General features: G+C 38.6%; 12 protein-coding genes. 2 read left to right on the plus strand and 10 right to left on the minus strand.

Annotated features, from left to right (window positions below):
* Positions 1 to 35: 35 nt before the first annotated feature.
* Complete coding sequence (locus tag A8B79_RS01310; protein ID WP_066217069.1) at positions 36 to 5,252, plus strand: choice-of-anchor I family protein; 5,217 nt, start codon at positions 36 to 38, stop codon at positions 5,250 to 5,252.
* 125 nt (positions 5,253 to 5,377) lie between these two features.
* On the opposite strand, the gene A8B79_RS16110 is transcribed toward A8B79_RS01310, so the two are convergent.
* From A8B79_RS16110 to A8B79_RS01325, 4 genes are all read right to left on the minus strand, one after another.
* Positions 5,378 to 5,545, minus strand: coding sequence for a hypothetical protein (locus tag A8B79_RS16110; RefSeq protein WP_161485124.1), 168 nt, complete (start codon positions 5,543 to 5,545; stop codon positions 5,378 to 5,380).
* A 10-nt stretch (positions 5,546 to 5,555) separates the two neighbouring features.
* Entirely contained in the window at positions 5,556 to 6,863 is a 1,308-nt protein-coding gene (locus tag A8B79_RS01315; RefSeq protein ID WP_066217072.1) for a tetratricopeptide repeat protein, read from the minus strand.
* A 71-nt stretch (positions 6,864 to 6,934) separates the two neighbouring features.
* Positions 6,935 to 7,486 carry a DUF4331 family protein gene (locus tag A8B79_RS01320; RefSeq protein WP_066217074.1) on the minus strand — a complete coding sequence of 184 codons (552 nt, stop codon included), beginning with the start codon at positions 7,484 to 7,486 and terminating at the stop codon, positions 6,935 to 6,937.
* Between the two features lie 41 nt (positions 7,487 to 7,527).
* A complete protein-coding gene (locus A8B79_RS01325) occupies positions 7,528 to 8,187 on the minus strand; it encodes a DUF4331 family protein (protein WP_066217076.1) in 660 nt (219 codons plus the stop codon).
* A gap of 145 nt (positions 8,188 to 8,332) precedes the next feature.
* Here A8B79_RS01325 and A8B79_RS01330 point away from each other — a divergent pair, with 145 nt between their 5' ends.
* Entirely contained in the window at positions 8,333 to 10,633 is a 2,301-nt protein-coding gene (locus tag A8B79_RS01330; protein WP_066217078.1) for an efflux RND transporter permease subunit, read from the plus strand.
* Positions 10,634 to 11,114: 481 nt separating this feature from the next.
* Here A8B79_RS01330 and A8B79_RS01335 read toward each other — a convergent pair whose 3' ends face one another.
* The 6 genes from A8B79_RS01335 to A8B79_RS01365 all read right to left on the minus strand — a co-directional run bounded on the left by A8B79_RS01335 (position 11,115) and on the right by A8B79_RS01365 (position 18,365).
* On the minus strand, positions 11,115 to 13,724 hold the full coding sequence (locus A8B79_RS01335) for a hypothetical protein (protein ID WP_153038316.1): 2,610 nt from the start codon (positions 13,722 to 13,724) through the stop codon (positions 11,115 to 11,117).
* Between the two features lie 275 nt (positions 13,725 to 13,999).
* Positions 14,000 to 14,596, minus strand: coding sequence for a dTMP kinase (gene tmk, locus A8B79_RS01340; protein ID WP_066217083.1), 597 nt, complete (start codon positions 14,594 to 14,596; stop codon positions 14,000 to 14,002).
* A gap of 252 nt (positions 14,597 to 14,848) precedes the next feature.
* The gene (locus A8B79_RS15925) at positions 14,849 to 15,565 is read right to left on the minus strand and encodes a PspC domain-containing protein (protein WP_082894023.1); all 717 of its coding nucleotides are present in this window, start codon (positions 15,563 to 15,565) and stop codon (positions 14,849 to 14,851) included.
* Positions 15,566 to 15,586: 21 nt separating this feature from the next.
* Positions 15,587 to 16,177 (minus strand): 5-formyltetrahydrofolate cyclo-ligase, encoded by a 591-nt coding sequence (locus tag A8B79_RS01355; protein WP_066217086.1) that lies wholly within the window; start codon positions 16,175 to 16,177, stop codon positions 15,587 to 15,589.
* Positions 16,177 to 17,784 carry a bacillithiol biosynthesis cysteine-adding enzyme BshC gene (gene bshC, locus A8B79_RS01360; protein ID WP_066217088.1) on the minus strand — a complete coding sequence of 536 codons (1,608 nt, stop codon included), beginning with the start codon at positions 17,782 to 17,784 and terminating at the stop codon, positions 16,177 to 16,179. The genes A8B79_RS01355 and bshC overlap by 1 nt, the downstream gene beginning before the upstream one ends.
* A complete protein-coding gene (locus A8B79_RS01365) occupies positions 17,784 to 18,365 on the minus strand; it encodes a bifunctional nuclease family protein (protein WP_066217090.1) in 582 nt (193 codons plus the stop codon). Before A8B79_RS01365 ends, bshC begins: the two co-directional genes overlap by 1 nt.
* Positions 18,366 to 18,411: the final 46 nt, after the last annotated feature.

The raw sequence follows: 18,411 nt of genomic DNA on the forward strand, positions 1-18,411 counted from the left end.
GGGTTGTTTTCAATCTTAACAAACAAACCTAACTAATGAAGAAAAAAGCTAACTTTTCCCTGCTTTTAGCAGTGATGATTTTCACGTCTACGGTGGTTTTCGCACAAGAGGTCTCATTCGATTTTCTTGGAGATTACCATACCGGAGTTTTTGATGGAGGTGCAGCCGAAATCTCGGCTTACGATCCCGCATCTAAACATTTATTCTTTACCAATGCTGATGCAAACTCAGTAGTTGTTTTGGATATTTCAGACCCAAACAACCCAACCGAAGTTACTAACATCGACATGTCGGTTTATGGTGGTGGCGTTAACAGTGTGGCCATTTTTAACGGGTTGGTTGCCGTAGCTGTAGAAGCAGCTATTAAAACCGATGCCGGGAGTGTGGTATTTTTTGAAGCATCTACCGGTGCTTTCATCAACAGTATAACTGCAGGTGCTCTTCCTGATATGCTAATATTTACTCCTGATGGATCTAAAGTAATTGTAGCAAACGAAGGTGAACCAAATGATGATTATGATGTAGATCCTGAAGGTAGCATCACTATTATAGATGTTTCCGGCGGAGCTGCAAGCGCTACTACTTCAACTGCTGATTTTACAGCCTATAACTCTGAAAAAACTACTTTGTTGGAAGCAGGTGTTCGCATTTTCGGACCCGGAGCTACCGTTGCTCAGGATCTCGAACCTGAATACATAGCTATTGATTCTACCGGAACTACTGCATATGTATCGCTTCAGGAAGCAAATGCTCTGGCTGTTGTGGATATCACTTCCGCTACGGTTACAGAAATTAACGCATTGGGATATAAAAACCATGCAACAGCGGGCAATGAACTTGACGCCAGTAACGATGATGATGAAATCAATATCACAAACTGGCCTGTTTGGGGAATGTACCAACCCGATGCTATTTCTTCATTTACAATGAATGGAACTACTTATATCGTTTCCGCTAATGAAGGAGATTCCCGTGATTATGACGGTTTTAGTGAAGAAGCTCGTGTTAAAGATCTACGTTTAAACCCATCCATATTTACAGATCCTGATCTGCAGGAAGATGAAAACTTAGGTCGTATCAATATTACAACCACACTGGGCGTGAATACGGATTCTACATTTCTGTACACAGAACTTGATGGAGATCAGGAAGTTGCAGAAGTAGATTCGGATGCTGAGGGTGAAGGTGAGTTTTACTTAAGTGCCACTGAAGATACTCTACACTATCTTTTCTACATAGAAGGGTTAGATTTTGGCGAAATTGCAGGGGGAGATTCTGTTACTGTTAGCTCTCTGGATGATGTTACCGGAATGCACTTTCATTTTGAAGAAAGCGGAGCTAATGGAAACGTTGTATTTAATATTGGCACGGATGCAGATACTGAGTTCGAATTAGTAGATTCTACTGCAGCATGGATTTCAGGATTCTGGGTTCAGGGTGAAGGATTAAACGGTTCTGATCTGTCTGATTTCGTATCAGCTCTTAAATCGGCTGCGTTTGAAGAGGAAGTAAACTTATATGTAAATGTACACACTGCCGCAAATCCTGGTGGCGAGATCCGTGGTCAGCTTTATGGAGATCCTATGTATGATGCATTATATAGTTATGGTGCACGCTCTTTCAGTATCTGGAATCCATCTACCGGAGAATTAGTCTGGGACAGCGGCAGCGAGTTCGAACAAATTCTTTCCGTTCTTGACCCCGAAAACTTCAACTCTACCAATTCAGAAAACGATTCTTTCGACAATCGTTCTGATGATAAAGGTCCGGAACCGGAAGCCGTAACTGTGGTGAAATTAGCTGGAAAAGTATACGCTTTCATCGGTTTGGAAAGAATTGGAGGTGTAATGGTGTATGACATTACCAACCCTACAGCACCCGAATTTGTTACTTACGACAATGTTCGAAACTTTGATGAAGCCAACTTCAATGAAGATATGATTGAATCCTTGGACGACCTAGCTGATCATTCTGGAATTAAAACCATTCTTGAATCAACTATTGCTTCCGGTCCCGAAAGCATTTCTTTCTTAAAACAAGGCGCCAGTCCAATAGGTCTCCCTCTTGCTGTTTTAAGTAATGAGATTACCGGTTCTATTACCATTCATGAAATAAACTTCGAAACTCAGGCTGCTCCACTATTCTTCTCAGAATATGCTGAAGGAAGTGGAAACAACAAGTATATTGAAGTTTATAACCCTACAAATGAAGATGTAAGTCTTGCCAATTATGCTTTCCCAAACATGAATAACGGACTGACCGGTAGTAACCAAAATAACGTGGCAGGCGAATTTGATTTCTGGAATACCTTTCCTGAAGGCGCTGTTGTTCCTGCTAAAGGTACCTACGTAATTGCAAATTCTAGCGCTGATGCAGGAGTTCTCGATTTCGCTGATGGAACCGGCTCCGTTTTCCATAATGGTGATGATGCGTATGCATTGGTTTATGGTACCGAAAACAACTACGAGATTCTTGATATCATAGGTGATCTTTTTGCAGATCCGGGTTCAGGATGGGAAGTTGCGGGTGTTGCTAATGGAACTCAGGATCATACCTTAGTTCGTAAAGTTGAAATCTCGCATGGTAACCCAGCTCCACAAGGTTCATTCGGAACTAATACTGAAGATTCTGAATGGATTGTATTGGCTCAAAATGATTGGTCAAGTTTAGGTATCCGTGGCATACCCGAGCCTTTTACTCTTACAGTACTCCATAATAATGATGGTGAATCTCAGCTTCTTAATGCTGGTGCTGGATTTGAGAATTTTGGTGGTGTTGCACGTTTTAAAACACTTACCGATCAACAAAAGCAGGACGCTTGGGATGCTGGCAATGAAGTAATTATGGTTTCCTCGGGTGACAACTTCCTTGCAGGAACTGAGTTCAATGCTAGTCTCGATCTAGGAACCTTCTTCGATGCCCGTGCAATAGGGCTCATTGGGTACGACGCTCTTGCTATGGGTAATCACGATTTTGATGCAGGACCGGTTACATATTCTGGCTTCATCTCAGATACTCGTGGTAACATGCCTCCATTTCTAAGTGCCAACCTTGATTTCTCAAATCAACCAGAGCTACTCGAACTTCAAACTAAAGGGCGCATTGCTAAAAGTACTACTATTGAATTATCAAATGGTGCTTCAGTAGGAATTATTGGAGCTACTACCGAAAACCTTAATTTCATTTCAAGCCCAGGAACGGTGATTGTAAATGAGGTTTTACCTGCAGTTCAGGCAGAAGTAGCAGCATTACAAGCTCAAAATATCAGGAGCATTGTTCTTATCAGCCACTTACAAGGCATTGAAGAAGATTCGCTTCTTGCAGCACAGCTAACAGGAATTGATATCATGATTGCGGGTGGTGGAGACGAACTACTTGCAAATGATGATAATCTTCTCATTCCGGGAGACGAAGCACTTATCCGCTCTTCATATCCTATGATTGTAAAGGATGCAGAAAATAAAGAAGTGCCGGTAGTTACTACTAAGGGCAATTACACATATTTAGGCCGTTTAAATGTTGATTTCGACATTAACGGAGAAGTGACCTCATTTAATGGTGGCCCGATTCGTGTAGCTGATGCTTCACTTGAAGGAGGTGTTGAAGAAGACTCTCAGGTTCTTCAAGAAGTTGTTGAACCCGTTCGTGAGTATGTAGAACAACTTTCAAGAATTAAAGTAGCTACTACTGAAGTGCATTTGATAGGTGAAAGAAATCAAATTCGCTCCCGTGAAACCAATCTTGGTAATCTGATTACCGATGGATATCTGGCTGTTACATTAGCAACGGCAGAGAATTTTGGCTTAGATCTTGATCCTAGTCGTTTAGTTGCACTTGCAAATGGTGGTGGCATTAGGGATCAAATTCCTGCAGGTATAATTACTGCCAGCCAAACATTCGATGTACTTCCTTTTGGTAATATTCTTGCTGTTGTTGAAGATGTTTCACCAACACTCCTTCTTGAAATTATGGAAAATGCTGTCTCAAGTATTGACCCTGAAACAGGAATGGGTACGGGAGACGGAACAGGTCGTTTTGCACAAATTGCAGGATTCAGAATCGAGTTCGATCCTTCCGAGCAGGCAATCGTTTATAACAATGACCAAGGTCAGACTATAGCAACTCAGGGCAATCGTATTAAAACCATTACTCTTGCAGATGGAACTGCCATAGTAATTGATGGTGAGATTGCTGAAGGTGCACCAACTGTAGATTTGGTTACTGCCGATTTCACAGCCCGTGGTGGTGATCAATATCCATTCAGAGGTAAAGAATTCAAGACCATTGGTATCACTTACCAACAATCACTACAGATTTACCTTGAAGATTTTCTTGGTGAAATTGTATTTGCAAGCAGATACCCAATGGGGGGATCTGGTCGTATTATAGATTTGAAAAACTCCATTGAAAATGCTGCTCCGGATATAAATCTTCCGGTTGAAATGAGTTTTCTTGAAGATGAAGCTTTAACTTTCGAACTGGGTCAGGTTATTACTGACGCTAACGATGAACTGTCCAGCCTGACAGTTTTAATACAAGGCGGCCAGATTTCAGGTTCTGCAAATGGTAATGTTTTAAGCTTCTCGGCTCCAGAAAATCACTTCGGGCAGGAACGCGTTAAAGTTACGGTAATGGACTCTTTTGGTGCTACCGCTTCCGATTCAGTGTTGATAACGGTTGTACCTGTTAATGACGCACCTACAGCGGATTTCAAACTTGAAAAAAGCGGATTCGAAAACGGTGATAACGTAGTCACCTTTATCGATGAATCGAATGATGAGAAAGATCCGAACGGAGCTATAATTTCATATTCATGGAATTTCGGTGACGGAAGTACAAGTACCGATAAAAATCCGGTTCACACATATAATTCTGTTGATGAGTACGAAGTAGTATTAACTGTAACAGACAATGAAGGTGCGGTTTCTAAAAGCACCCAAACTGTAGAAGTATCAGTTGTAACTTCTATCGAAACTGAAAATTTACCTTCTGAATTTGCCCTGAAGCAGAACTATCCAAACCCATTCAACCCTTCTACCAACATAAGTTATGATGTGCCAAAAGCTTCTAAGGTGCACATTGATGTGTATAATATTATGGGCCAAAAAGTAGCTACTCTGGTAAATGAAACAAAAGCAGCAGGAACGTACTCTGTATCGTTCGATGCGGCACAACTTTCAAGCGGAATGTATATCTATCGATTACAGGCCGGTAACTTCTTAAGCACTAAAAAAATGATGCTTATTAAGTAAACAAGAAAATCTGCTGATTTAAGTAAGCAGAATTATCTCCTCATCATGTAATCCCTCACATAGGAATATGTGGGGGATTTTTTTGTCCCTGATTAGCTGCCTTTCTATACTCTGCCCCCCTTAAATTATGATCCGCTTTTAACAGTAGCACCTGCTATTGGTTTACCGGATTTTCGATCCAGTATTTGTCCGGATATTGTCACTTCATCTGAAATGCTCTGGGAAAAAATTGTCCCGGAAAATAATACAGTGAATGCCGCAAATGAGATAGTAAGAATATATTTTAAGCTCATTGTCATGGTCCTAATTTAAATTAGTATCTATATCTCTAACAGTGACAGGTCCTAACTCAAAACTTGCTTCTTTAGCATAGTTGAGAAGTTTGTTTGCTTTTTCTTCTTCACCGGCTTCTTTCAAAATGATTCCGGCATGATAAGCAGGTACAGGCTCGTAGGTTTTGCCAAGAACTTTATCTTCTAAGATAGATCTGGCTTCTTCAATCTCGCCTTTATGAAACTTTACCCAGGCTTGAAGATCATAGGTTATTGGACTGGGTCTGTTTTCTAATTCTTTTTGGATCAGAGCTTCAGCTACTTCAAAATCACCGAATTCCGTAGCAGCCAGTTGAATTAATTCTGCATCATACATTCCATAATATTTAGTATCGGATGCTTTGCTGTAAAACTCATTTAAATATTCTCTTTTTAGAGAATCATCGCCTTCATATTCTGCAATTTCAGCATACATCAGTAATGCGTCAGGTGATTCCTGGTTACTATGAACAAAATCCAGGATCTCTTTAGCAAACTCAGTATTTCCATCATGTGCATACGCGATATACGCTATTCCTTTTAAAGAATGCAGATATGAAGCACCTGATCTTTTCTTTTTCAATACTTTAAGAAACATTTCGTAAGACTTAGGAACGTTTCCTTCATGTCCCAGACGATCGCCTAAATTGCTATGAGCCCATGATGAAAGTGACTCGCTGTAATCGATACGTTCTGCACCCTTTTCAAGAGCACTTATAGATTCTGATGCGTTTCCTGAATAGTCTTCAAATTGTGATTTCCTAATCAGATAATTAAAGGAAGATTTATTAGTAATCTCATTTTCCAGAATATAGCTGGCATGTTCAAAATCTCCGGTTTCCATACTCGCATCATAAATGATCATATGACTGAGTAATTTATCTTCACCAATCAAAAGTGCTTTTTCAGCATAATCTATAGCACTTCTGAAATCATGTTTGGTAATAGATAATTGAGCTAATGCCTGAAGAACACCGGCATTTTGCTCTTTATAGAATTTATTTGATTCTGTAAGAAGCTCCTCCGCTTTTGCCAGATAGCTTACATCTTTTGTGATTCCAAATTTTGCTTGATACACAGAAGCAAGTTTAACTTTATAAACAGGTGTTTCATTTTCTTCCAGTTTAGAAGTCCAAAAAGTTATATCCTCATTTACTTTCTCAATGCCACTTTTTTGAACAAATTTTTTCTCATCTATAAATGGCTTTATCTCTTCTTTGTTTACAATGGGTTCCGTGTTCTGAGTACAACTGATTGTGGTACATACTAATAGAACCCCGAATAAAATTCGCTTTAACATAATCAACGCTTTTTAAGTTTTAGGTAAAAAAGAACCCCTGAATCGGGGCTCTTTATAAGATTTTGTTCTGTTTAGAACGGTGCAGCTAGGTACGGAAATGTACTTAAGAATGCTTTATCGTTAGAATCCACATTGTCATCAGATAGTCCCGGAAATTCAGTTCCATCTTCTCCACCGAAAATCAGTAGTAATTCAGTACTGATAACATCATCAGCAAGTGCTCTACCTGTAAGTACATTTGTTCCGTCGAAGAACGTAGTTTTACCGGTAAGACTAACATTAAGTACATCCGTTGCTAAAAGATCTATAAAAGCATCTCTGTTTTGACCTAATGCATTAGCATCAGACTCGTTAGCATATGCCGGACTTAAACCTGAAAGATTGGTTTCCATCTCTGTTCTGAAAGCAGCGCTTTGGTTTGATGGAAGTGTAGTATTAAAACTGTTCTTACTTGAAGCAGAAATAAATACTGTGTTCACTGCCGGACGTCCCATTTGATCTGCTGTCGTGAAACGAGCATCTTCAGCAATAGGAGTTGATGACCCGTCGTCATCGTCGTTGCTACAGCCTGTAAAAACTAAGCCTGCAACCAATAAAAGTGTAAATAATTTTGAAAGTTTCATTTTGATAATAATTTTAAAATTCTTGATATAATTAGTTCGTCTTAGTTAACGCGATTCTTGGCTTGAACCCATGTATTGATGGTTTCAGCACTTCCTAAAGTAGACTTAGGTACTTCCACTACAACACTCATTACATTAGTTCCTGCAAAAGTATCTGAACCGGGATCGTTAAAGCTGGAAGCATTTCCTGCTATAATTTCACCGTATTGAGCAAAGTCCATAAAGAAAGGATCGTCACGTGGTCCTGCAAATAATGAGATACCATTATTGATACCAATATTAGCTGAGCTTCCGTATTCCGTAATAGCCACTGAAGCATTATTAGTAGCGTTAAACTCAACACCACTTGTTAAACCTGTTTCAGATGGAGCTACCGGACCGTAAGCATATGCTACGCCGTCAGCGAAGATCACCTGAATTACCAGATCTTCTACATTATCGCCTGTGTTATCAATATTAAATTGAATCATGGTGTTTTCACTAAACTCTGCACCAGCGGTTGCCGAAGGAGATAATAGACCTTGAACATTTGCTACAAAAACTAAATTATTGCTTGAAGAACCTTCAAACGCATAATAATCAGTGATATCAGCTTTCGTTCCTTCTACTGCGGGAGCATCGATATGATCTGCTGCAAATACTATGATAGAGCCGATCAATACTAAGCTCAGAATGGAGTATGTTATTTTTTTGAAATTCATTGTGATTGGTTGTTATGATTTATGATTAATTTCAATTGATACTACGAACAGTATTTGCACATGGATTGCTTTGATTGGAATTTCTTTCAGATAATTTCAGTTTGTCTCATGAACTAACTTATCATCTTACTTCTGCACTGATTAAATGCATAAATTCGCTGACTTTGTGATCAATAACCCACGCTTGGTCACTTTCTTTATATTTCTACTGGTTATAGCTGCGATCTTCCCGGCTTCAAAGATCAGAACCGATTTCGACCTGGAAAACTTTTATCCCAAAACTGATCCCACTGTTCAATCTTATCGTTTGTTGGAAGATGAGTTTGGCAGAGATGACAATGTGATCATGGTGGGCTTTAAATCAGATTCTCTTTTTACTGTTTCGAGTCTACTGGATCTGAAAGCAATTGTAGATACTCTGGAAACAATTCCCAATGTAACAGAGGTTCAAAGCATTTGGTCGGCTGAAGAAATGGTTAATCTGAATGGCACACTTAAATTTGACCCTTTTCTCGATACTGATTCTTTACAATCCAACTTGAATACCATCAAAGAGAGAATCACTTCCGACTCTTTTACAGAAGGATTTCTAATTGACAAAGCCGGCACTACAACTGCTTTTTTTCTTGAGATAGATGAGGAAAATAATACCTATGAAACACGCAATGAAATTATTGACCGGTTACAGTCAACTTTAAGTAACTATCCTTCCAAAGATTTCAAGATCACAGGTATTCCTTTTTTCAGAAATCAGTATGTGAATATTCTCAACGAGGAAGTCATATTCTATATCTCCTTTTCTTCTGTTCTGATCATTTTACTATTGTGGTATTTATACCGAAGCATATCCGGAGTTTTGATTCCTATGTTTATAGTATGGTTTACTGTACTCTTTACGGTTGCAGTTATTACTTTAAGCGGTGGTTATCTGGAAATAATGAGTAGCACCATCGCCCCTATTCTGCTTTGTGTCGGTGTTGCCGACTCCATACATATGATCTCCAAATTTGATGATGCTGTCCAAAACGGACTCAAAAAAAGAAAAGCAATAATCGAAATGCTACTTACACTTGGCAGCGCTACTTTTCTTACCAGTATCACCACAGCAATTGGATTTGGTACTCTATTGACCAGTTCTGTAGTTCCGATGAAACGCTTCGGCATTTACACAGCCGTAGGTGTGCTGATTGCTTACACCATTACCATTCTGTTCCTTCCGGCGATTCTGAGGATCACAAATATTAAAAAAGTCTTTCGTGAAACAGGAGGAAAACTGTATCCATGGATTGGAGATAAATTGTTAAACGTTTCCGCATTTAATAGAAGGCATTATAAAGCAATTTCTTTGAGTGCATTGCTGATCTGTTTTGTTGTTGGAATCGGAATCTATCAACTTCAGGTAAACGGTCGTGTATTTGATGATGTGAGCAGAGATTCTGAACTAATTAAAGACAGTGACTTTTTCTCTGAAAATCTGGCTCCGGCATTCCCTTTAGAATTTGTTATTGACACAAAAGAGCCTGAAGGAATCACTGACCCGGAATTGATACAAAAAATAGATAATCTACAAACACACCTGCTGTCTTATCCAGAAATAAAACGTGCTACTTCTTTCAGTACTCTTTTAAAAGAATTACATCAGGTAATGTCTCCAGAAGATGCCTCTCAGTTTTCTCTCCCCGTTGATCAGAATCTTATCGCACAATACTTACTTCTCTTGGAGATAACTGATAATGACATCCTGCAAAACGTAACAGATTTTGATTATCAAAAACTGAGGATTGCTGCTCAAACAGAAGATGCAGGATCGAGGCGTATTAATGAGATCAGAGATTCCATTGATGTATACCTGTCTCAGAATTTTAACAATGAAGAAATTACCGTTACAGGGTCAACCGTTTTAAGTGCAAACCTGGTTGGGAAAATGGTTTATTCTCTTGCTTCCAGTATCGGCTTGGCTTTTATCTGTATTTCAATATTGATGGCTTTTCTGTTCAAAGATTTAAAGATGGTGATCATATCACTGATTCCGAATATCATGCCTCTGGTTTTAATTGCAGGAATAATGGGTTATTTGGGAGTGGATATAAAACCCTCTACTGCCGTGATCTTTACTATTGCTTTTGGGATAGCTGTTGATGACACCATTCATTATTTAGCACGATTCAGGATCGAATTAAAACGAGGCTTGAGCATCCAGGATGCCTTGGAAATAACTACTCAAAAAACTGGTCGGGCCATTATTATTACCAGCATGATTCTTTTACTGGGATTCGGAACACTCATAACCAGCGAGTTTACCTCTACAACCTTAATGGGCATCCTGATTTCTTCAACAATATTTTTTGCTGTGATAGCTGATCTGGTTGTGCTCCCTTCTCTGTTCTATTGGCTTAAACCAGATTTGAACAAGACTAAAATAACTCAAATCAAAGGTGATAGATAAATTTTAAAATCTACCCATCCATCTGTCGGTACTCCGGCTGATGGAATTTTGAATAAGACTTGTATTCATAACCCAAACAGGGTTTAAACTTCAGATCTTATAAATCCATCGTCATTAATTAACCCTGTCAGGGTTATAAACGCAAAATTGATTTGAGATAAGAGGAGCTTTGTTTGAACCTCCATCACCCCGCTTTCTAAATAACACCAACATTTAGGTTTCTATAATTACTTCAATTTGCTCCACAAGTTAAACCATCCAAGGCGAAATGATGGAATGAAGTAAATTGTAGAATCTACCTACCCATCTGTCGGTACTCCGGCTGATGGAGTTTAGTTGAAGGAACATTCACATGACTTGAGATAACTGGAGCTTTTTTTGAACCTCCATCATCCCGCTTTCAGCGAAATGATGGAATGATATAGATAAACAAATTTCGCGAGACTGATATATAAACCCTTCTTTAGAATAATTCACGCAATTAGTATCCTTTATCAGAACAGTCGCCCGGTAAAATATCACATGAAGTTGTTAGACTCGTGTAGTCTGGATTCCATGCTTTTGGAATTATTGATGCGTTCGTAAACATGTTTTTATTCGGTGCATCTTTGTATAAATCACTCGTTGCCATCCAACCCATCCATAGGTTTAGTGGAAATACAAATGCATTGTTGTTGGGGTGCCCTTGTTTAACAATGCTTTCATAATTCCCAAGATTTTGTGCTTGACTGCGACCCTGTTCAAACAACAGAGCACCAAACTCCTGATCTTGAGTTTTATTTTGAGATTCAGGACTAGCATCCTGACTTGAATTCGATCGCAAGGTTACACGACCGTGTTTTATTATACCTGTATCAACTCCTTTGGTTCCATAAAACTCAACCGTTCCTCTTGAGTCATTTGGCTTACTATAAGGGACAATATACATTGCATCTTCTTCTTGGTCTTCGTAGTCGTAATATAATGAATCTACTATGGTGAGCACGGGCAGATCCGGTAATGCTATTCGATATTCATTATCAAAGTTATCTATTATAATGTTTAAGGTTATGTCACTCATGCTGTCTTCCCGAACAATAAAGCTATGTTTGCCATCAATAAAAGCATACACCCGTTGAGTGATATGCTTTGCCACAACTATTTTGGTAGGGAGATAATTGTTTTCTGGTGCCCAGCCACATAATTCATCTTCTAAGTTATAATGTAAATCAGGGTTATTATTTAGGCCTGCTAAACCTCCATGACCACAAATAATTTCTGAGTCTGCCCATCGACGCATGAGTTCATCTTCTGTATGAGTCCCGTTTGAATTTTTGAATTTATCAAATGAATCTCTATTTCCTACAGGAATAGTAAGGTTTTCTCCTCCTTGCACAAATACTCGGTGTTCAAGTGCGTATGGCCTTTCGTTCCGTAATTCTCCAAATCTAAACGATTCTGCGTTTGAAGGTATTTCTATTGAACTAAATGCGCCTCCGTTCACTACAAGCGAATCAATTACACTTTTATCTTCTCGTTCAATGACTACGTACGCTTTTGACACTGCTTGTTCGTTTACGTGATCTACCACAGTCGCACTAAATTCAGGTAGTGCTTCTGAAGTGAGATGTACTTGTCTACTTTCAGACGTTCCATCTGCATTCTCGGCATCAACACTAAACGCATATGTTTTATCCGCAGAAATATTTTCTATTGGTGTGAGTGTATACACTAATCCATTATTACTTACGTCTAATCCGTTTGCTACATCGCTAATTGATGCTTGAGTTATTTCTGCTTCTGAACTCAACACTTCTGCTAAATCGATTTGTAGCGATTCTCGTTCTACTACGTTAAAGTTTGTTTGCAGATAATCTAAGGCTCTTCTATCAAATATTTCTTTTGTAACTGTTTGACTTTTATCACTATACAAAGCTTCTACTTCCAGAGTAAAATCTTCAGTTACTCCTGCTGGGTCTTGTGCAGAGGTGCTAAAGTCCCAGTTTGTTCCTGTTGCCTGATCTATATCGAAATTATTTCCGTTGTATACAAGATTAATTGTTACAGGTACACTTCCTTCTGTGTCTTGTACACTTACAAGTAAAGCTAAGTCTTGTGTATCTGTTGTTCGCGGGTATTGTCCTGGTAAGGTGTTGCTAATTGTGATGGGTACTGCCTCAATATTTTGTTGAATAGTTTGGTCGGCGGTACTGGTCAGTTCAAATTCTGATCCTGTAAGACCGAGTGCATCGGCTGTAATCGAATAGTTTACCAAACTATCTTTGGGAAGTTCTTCAGTAAATTCAAAAATACCCTCAGAATTTGTTGTACCGGAAGCAATGAGTTCGTTTCTGTGTACTTCCATACTTACATCGGGTTTCCCTATATCAATAGTAGTTTGGCGGGGTAATAGCTCGGCTAAAATTGTTATTTGCTGAGTTTGCTGAGTAACTTCATCGCGGGAATCCGTAACTCGAAGAAAGGCTTGTACGGTTCCTGATTTGGGAAAAGTTATTTCCTGCGTGGTTTCTGCTTCGGTATCACCTACTGTTAATTCTACGAATGCAGTATCTGTTTCCCCTTCATACACGTAACCGGCAATGGCGTCCAGGATTCCTTGCTTATCCGAAGCTTTCCATGTCCAGCTTAGCGGAGAGTTTACCCTGCCGGGCTCAAAATTACTACTAAACCTGGTTGTTTGATTCGGAGAAAGTTGAACCGCCACTGATTGATTTTTCTCTTCGATTTTGGGCTCTTCTGCACGGTCTTTTACCGATAATGTAAATTCTGCCGTAGCCGGTTGGTAGAATTCAACGGTAAGCGAAGTATCCCAGTTTATAGATTCACCGGGCAATTTTATGGCAAAGTTGCTGAATACTCTGGAATCTTCGGCTTGAGCATCCAGATCAAACCAAATGCTGTCAATCCCATCTTCATCTTCTATGCGTAAAGTGTACGTGTATAAGCTATCCGTGACGAAAGAATTCGGCACTTCAATGTTTAAGGTAGCCGGCATATTTGGAGTCGGTTCATCCGGTGAGGATGGCGTTCCCTTCTTGCACCCGCTTGCCAAGCAAAGTAATATCCCGATGGTTATCCATACATATTTCATACTAAGAACTTATTAAAGCTACGGGTTATTTGCTAAGAGAATTGTAATAATGATCGACTCGTCCGTGTGGTCGAATTTTGAATAAGACTTGTATTCATAACCCAAACAGGGTTTAAACTTCAGATCTTATAAATCCATCGTCATTAATTAACTCTGTCAGGGTTATAAACGCAAAATTGATTTGAGATAAGAGGAGCTTTGTTTGAACCTCCATCACCCCACTTTCAGCGAAATGATGGATTTAGCCAAATTTTGATATTTTTGAAACGGAATCGCTAAAAAGGAAGCTTAGACAGGATCAAATCATGAACCTCATCAACATTTTTTGATGCATCGATAGTCACGAATCTATCTTCAGATTTAGAGAGTTCGTCAAAACCCTTGATCACATTCTGAAAGAATTCAATACCGGATTGCTCCATCCTGTCTTTTTGCATATGAGCAGTTCTCTTCGCGGATTCTTCCAAACTGAGACGAAGGTAAAATGTTACATCAGGAGCTATTTCATGTGAAGCGATCTTATTGATCTGATGTACCTGATCAATAGGGATACTCTTTCTACCGTAACCCTGATACGCTGTTGTGGAATCATAAAACCGGTCAAGTATAACAACTACTCCTTCAGCCAAAAGTGGTTTTACTTTTTCCGCAATTAATTGAGATCTCGCCGAAGAAAACAGTAACAACTCCGTAACCGGATCGATCTCAATTTCAGGGTTCAACAACATCCCTCTGATTAGCTCAGAAATATCCGTTCCACCCGGTTCACGAAGTACTTGTACTTCTTTCCCGGATTTAGAGAGGTGATCTTTTAAAAGAGAAATCTGAGTCGATTTCCCGCTTCCGTCAATTCCTTCAAATGTAATTAGCATGTAGTGAATCTAAGAAGAATTTTAATCTCAAGATAATTTGAATTATTTTGGATCAATGTATAATTGAGTAGCTATTATGATCACAAGAGAAGATTTCTTTGGTGTTAATCTTAAAAGAGTTAAATGCCCAAATTGTAACACAAAACAACCCATAATAAGAAAACCGCAAACTGAACGTCAACTTTTATATGGAGGGTGGACATGCAAAAAATGCGGTTATGAAATGGATAAATATGGAAAAGAAATCAATGATTAGAAATCAAAGTCATCCATCATCTCGATAGGCTCTTTTGGCATCGCTAAGGCCAGACCGATGTAGATAAGTAAACTTGTTCCCCATCCCATGATAAAAACGGCGCCAAAAATGAAACGAACTACTGTAGAACTTAATCCGAAATATTTAGCTAAACCTCCGCATACTCCCGCAATCTTTTTGTTAGTTCTGGATTTCATCAATCTCTTAGCATGACGATAACCGAAATTGTCATAACTATAGTTGCTGGAACTTGAAGACTTCCCGGAAGAATCCAGATCATTATTCAGTGTACTTGTAAATTCTTCAGCACCATGAATATCGCTGGAGTATATATTCTTTTTACTTTGAGCCTTTCTTTTTCTGCGTGATTCTTTTTTAGCTTTTTTCTCTTTCTTTCTGTCGCCAACTAAAAAACCAAAACCAACTAACGTCACAAGAATTCCACCAATTATTGGTAAAGCACTAATTGCATCCTGAGCAAAAGCAGAGAGACCTTGTCCCATTGGGAAACCTATTAATTGAAGCAAAAAAGTGAATGCGATAAAAAGCATACCAAGACCGGCAAATGTTGAAAAATTCCAAACTCCTTTACCTTCTTCTTTAGGTTCTTCTTTTAAAAAGTCTTGCATTGCAGACTGTAATTCAAAGTCTTCAAACTCTAGTGTTGCTGAGCCTGTTTTAGATCCGGTTTTTTGTCGTGTTTTTTCTGCCATAATTTTTTCTCCTGTGCGCTACTACGAACCCAAATCGCTATTGTTACGTCTTAAAATCTTTTTTTCAGTAATTAAAATATCCAGCTTCTCATCAAAGTTCTCAACGGGAACTTGATCAATAAGAAAGTCATCAAATAGTAGCCCGACTTTAACTGCATTTTCTTTTTTTAAGAAACGATCGTAAAACCCTTTCCCGTAACCAAGCCTGTTGAATTCGTTATCAGCAGCCAGCAAAGGGACTAGGATCAGATCTGTTTCCTGTGTTTGAGGATGGATTTCATCCGGTTCCGGAACTCCCCATTTATTCTCCTTCAGATCTTTAAATGATCTCAACTCAGAATGCTTCAATTCTCCGGTTTCAAAATCTGTAACTGGAACAATTACTTTCTTTCCGGAAGAAATCAGATCATTCAATAAAGAGTGAGTGTTAACCTCTTTACGATCATTCATTGAAACAAAACAATGGATTACATTTGAATCAATAAACTCCGGGATTTTTTTTAGTTCATTAATTATAGTCTCGGACCAGGATTGCCAATCTTCTTTTTCAATAGACATTCTGAGCTTTAACAATCGAGCTCTTAGTTCTGATTTTTGATCAGAGACAGACATTATAATCTTATCAAATGATGAGAGTCTAATTGCAGTGGTTCTTTCTCAAGATCTGACAAAAGGTTATCCCAAACATCCACTCCATATTTGTTCATGAAATACATAAATGAAACCATCCGCTCCTGCAGTCCATTATCCGGATATAGCTGAGCTTTTATCTTTCTGATACGTTGAAGCTGAGTTTCTTCCTGCTGTTTAATAGATCTGTAAACCCTTCCTTTTATCTTATCCAGTTCTGTTTCAAAGCCTGAAACGGTCTTCCCTACCAAACCATCTAAAGAACCATCAATTTCTTTAATTATATCTTTTGGATCTGTTGAAGCAGACTGAATACTTTCTTTCCAGTTTTTGAATAAAGCTTCAACATCAGTGGATTCAGAGATTTTCACATATTCCTTTTCCAGATCTTCAATTCTTTCACCATATCTGTGAAACTCAAATGGGATTTTCTCTAAGATGCGATCTATTCCCGATTCTATTAAAGTAGCACTGAATCGTGGAAAAATTATGGGCATTTCAAGATCAAAATGAGGGTAAAGTTCTTTCATTTGACCGTAATAAGCTACTTCTCCGGGGCCTGCCACATACCCTAAAGTTGGTAAAAGCTGATCCTGAATCACAGGTCTCAGAAATACATTAGGAGAAAATTTCTCAGGCTTGATGTCAATCAGTTCAAGTAATTCCTTCTCCGACCAACTATTCTCTCCGGCACTCCATATACCTTCTTCATGATCCAGCTTTAATCTTTGCTCATCATCATCTATGTAGAAAAGGTTAGACTCTCCAAGTACTACCTGACGATGAAAGTTAGCTTCCAATTTACCTGATTGTTCTTCAAGAGATTTATTGATTGCCTTAGCCTGAGTAACAGACTTCTTAAAAGTATCAGCTACAATTTTCTTTATCGGTTCAAAATTGCTTCCCACTATTAATAAACCATGCTTTCCAAATAGCTCATCCATCATTAAAGCAAAAGCTTTTCTGAATGTCACTCCGCTTTTGAAACATCTGTCAAACAGGTCCCAAAGTTTCTCAGTAAAATCTGTATCAAACATTTCAGACTTGATAGAACTCTTTAATTCCTCAATACCGTCTTTAATATTAATATCTGATACAAGTTTTCCATTTGATTGGTCTGTATACTCAAGCTTTTTAAACTCATTATTACCGGGAATGCCAAACCATGCAATTTCCTCGAAGTCATGATCTTCATCTGCAAGCCAGAAAACCGGAACCACAGGTCTTGCTAATTTCTTTTCCCATTCTTTGGCGAGCAAAATGGCAGAAATAGTTTTATAAATGGTAAATACCGGTCCGCCATAAATTCCCAACTGTTGTCCTGTAACAATGGCTAAAGAATCCGGATCAGCAAGTTTCTCTACTTGTTCGTTTTGATCAATGTCCAATTCAGAATGTAAATCTTTGAGAGCCTTAATAAACTTTTTGTGAGATTCCTGCTTTTCAATCCTTTTGGCTTTTGATGCGATCTCAGAATCAGAGAAAGGGTTTACAGAATAAAAATCGTCGAGGTCTGCAAATTTCGATACGTAGGTTTTAAATAATTTCGAAAATGGAAGCTTCTCGAAAGAGTAAGTTTCTTTAGTCACTAATTGGCCTTAAGTTTTTGAATAGTATCTCTGATTTTTGCAGCTTTCTCGTAGTTTTCTGCTTCAATTGCTTCTTTCAGTGCCTGATTAAGTTCTTCAAGTCTGGATAAACCTTTCTTTACCGGCTCTTCGATCTCAACATTCAAAGCTTCTTCCAATGTAGTTGAATCAGGTTCTGTAGAAATTCCTGCTTCTCTTAAAACACTGTTCGAAACAAAAATATCTGAACCAAATCTCACAGCGAGTGCAATAGCGTCGCTCGGGCGAGCATCCAGTTCTACAATTTCACCGTCCCTATCCATTACAACCTGTGCATAAAATGTCCCTTCTGATAACTCATTTACAAAAATATATTGGATCTCTGCATTGAAACTGAGAATCATATTCTTTAAAAGATCATGAGTCATTGGTCGTGGTGGTTTTATATTCTCAAGCTCCAGAGCAATAGCTTGTGCTTCAAACGAACCAATAATGATAGGAAGTCGTCGATTACCTTTTACTTCGGATAGTATCAACGCATAAGCCCCTCCACTACTTGGGCTTGTTGATAATCCTAAAATTTCCATTCTTATTTTCTTCAAACGATAACCTTTATGTACTTTTCTATAAATGTACGGTTTTTTATGT

It is taken from the genome of Balneola sp. EhC07, from assembly GCF_001650905.1.
Lineage (GTDB): Bacteria > Bacteroidota > Rhodothermia > Balneolales > Balneolaceae > Balneola.

Bases quoted from the DNA above. Each gene is read 5' to 3' on its own strand.
- A8B79_RS01315 (WP_066217072.1), bottom strand. From the start codon at position 6,863: ATGTTAAAGCGAATTTTATTCGGGGTTCTATTAGTATGTACCACAATC.
- A8B79_RS01335 (WP_153038316.1), bottom strand. From the start codon at position 13,724: ATGAAATATGTATGGATAACCATCGGGATATTACTTTGCTTGGCAAGC.
- A8B79_RS01325 (WP_066217076.1), bottom strand. From the start codon at position 8,187: ATGAATTTCAAAAAAATAACATACTCCATTCTGAGCTTAGTATTGATC.
- A8B79_RS01310 (WP_066217069.1), top strand. From the start codon at position 36: ATGAAGAAAAAAGCTAACTTTTCCCTGCTTTTAGCAGTGATGATTTTC.
- A8B79_RS15925 (WP_082894023.1), bottom strand. From the start codon at position 15,565: ATGGCAGAAAAAACACGACAAAAAACCGGATCTAAAACAGGCTCAGCA.
- A8B79_RS01355 (WP_066217086.1), bottom strand. From the start codon at position 16,177: ATGTCTGTCTCTGATCAAAAATCAGAACTAAGAGCTCGATTGTTAAAG.
- tmk (WP_066217083.1), bottom strand. From the start codon at position 14,596: ATGCTAATTACATTTGAAGGAATTGACGGAAGCGGGAAATCGACTCAG.
- A8B79_RS01330 (WP_066217078.1), top strand. From the start codon at position 8,333: ATGCATAAATTCGCTGACTTTGTGATCAATAACCCACGCTTGGTCACT.
- A8B79_RS16110 (WP_161485124.1), bottom strand. From the start codon at position 5,545: ATGAGCTTAAAATATATTCTTACTATCTCATTTGCGGCATTCACTGTA.
- A8B79_RS01320 (WP_066217074.1), bottom strand. From the start codon at position 7,486: ATGAAACTTTCAAAATTATTTACACTTTTATTGGTTGCAGGCTTAGTT.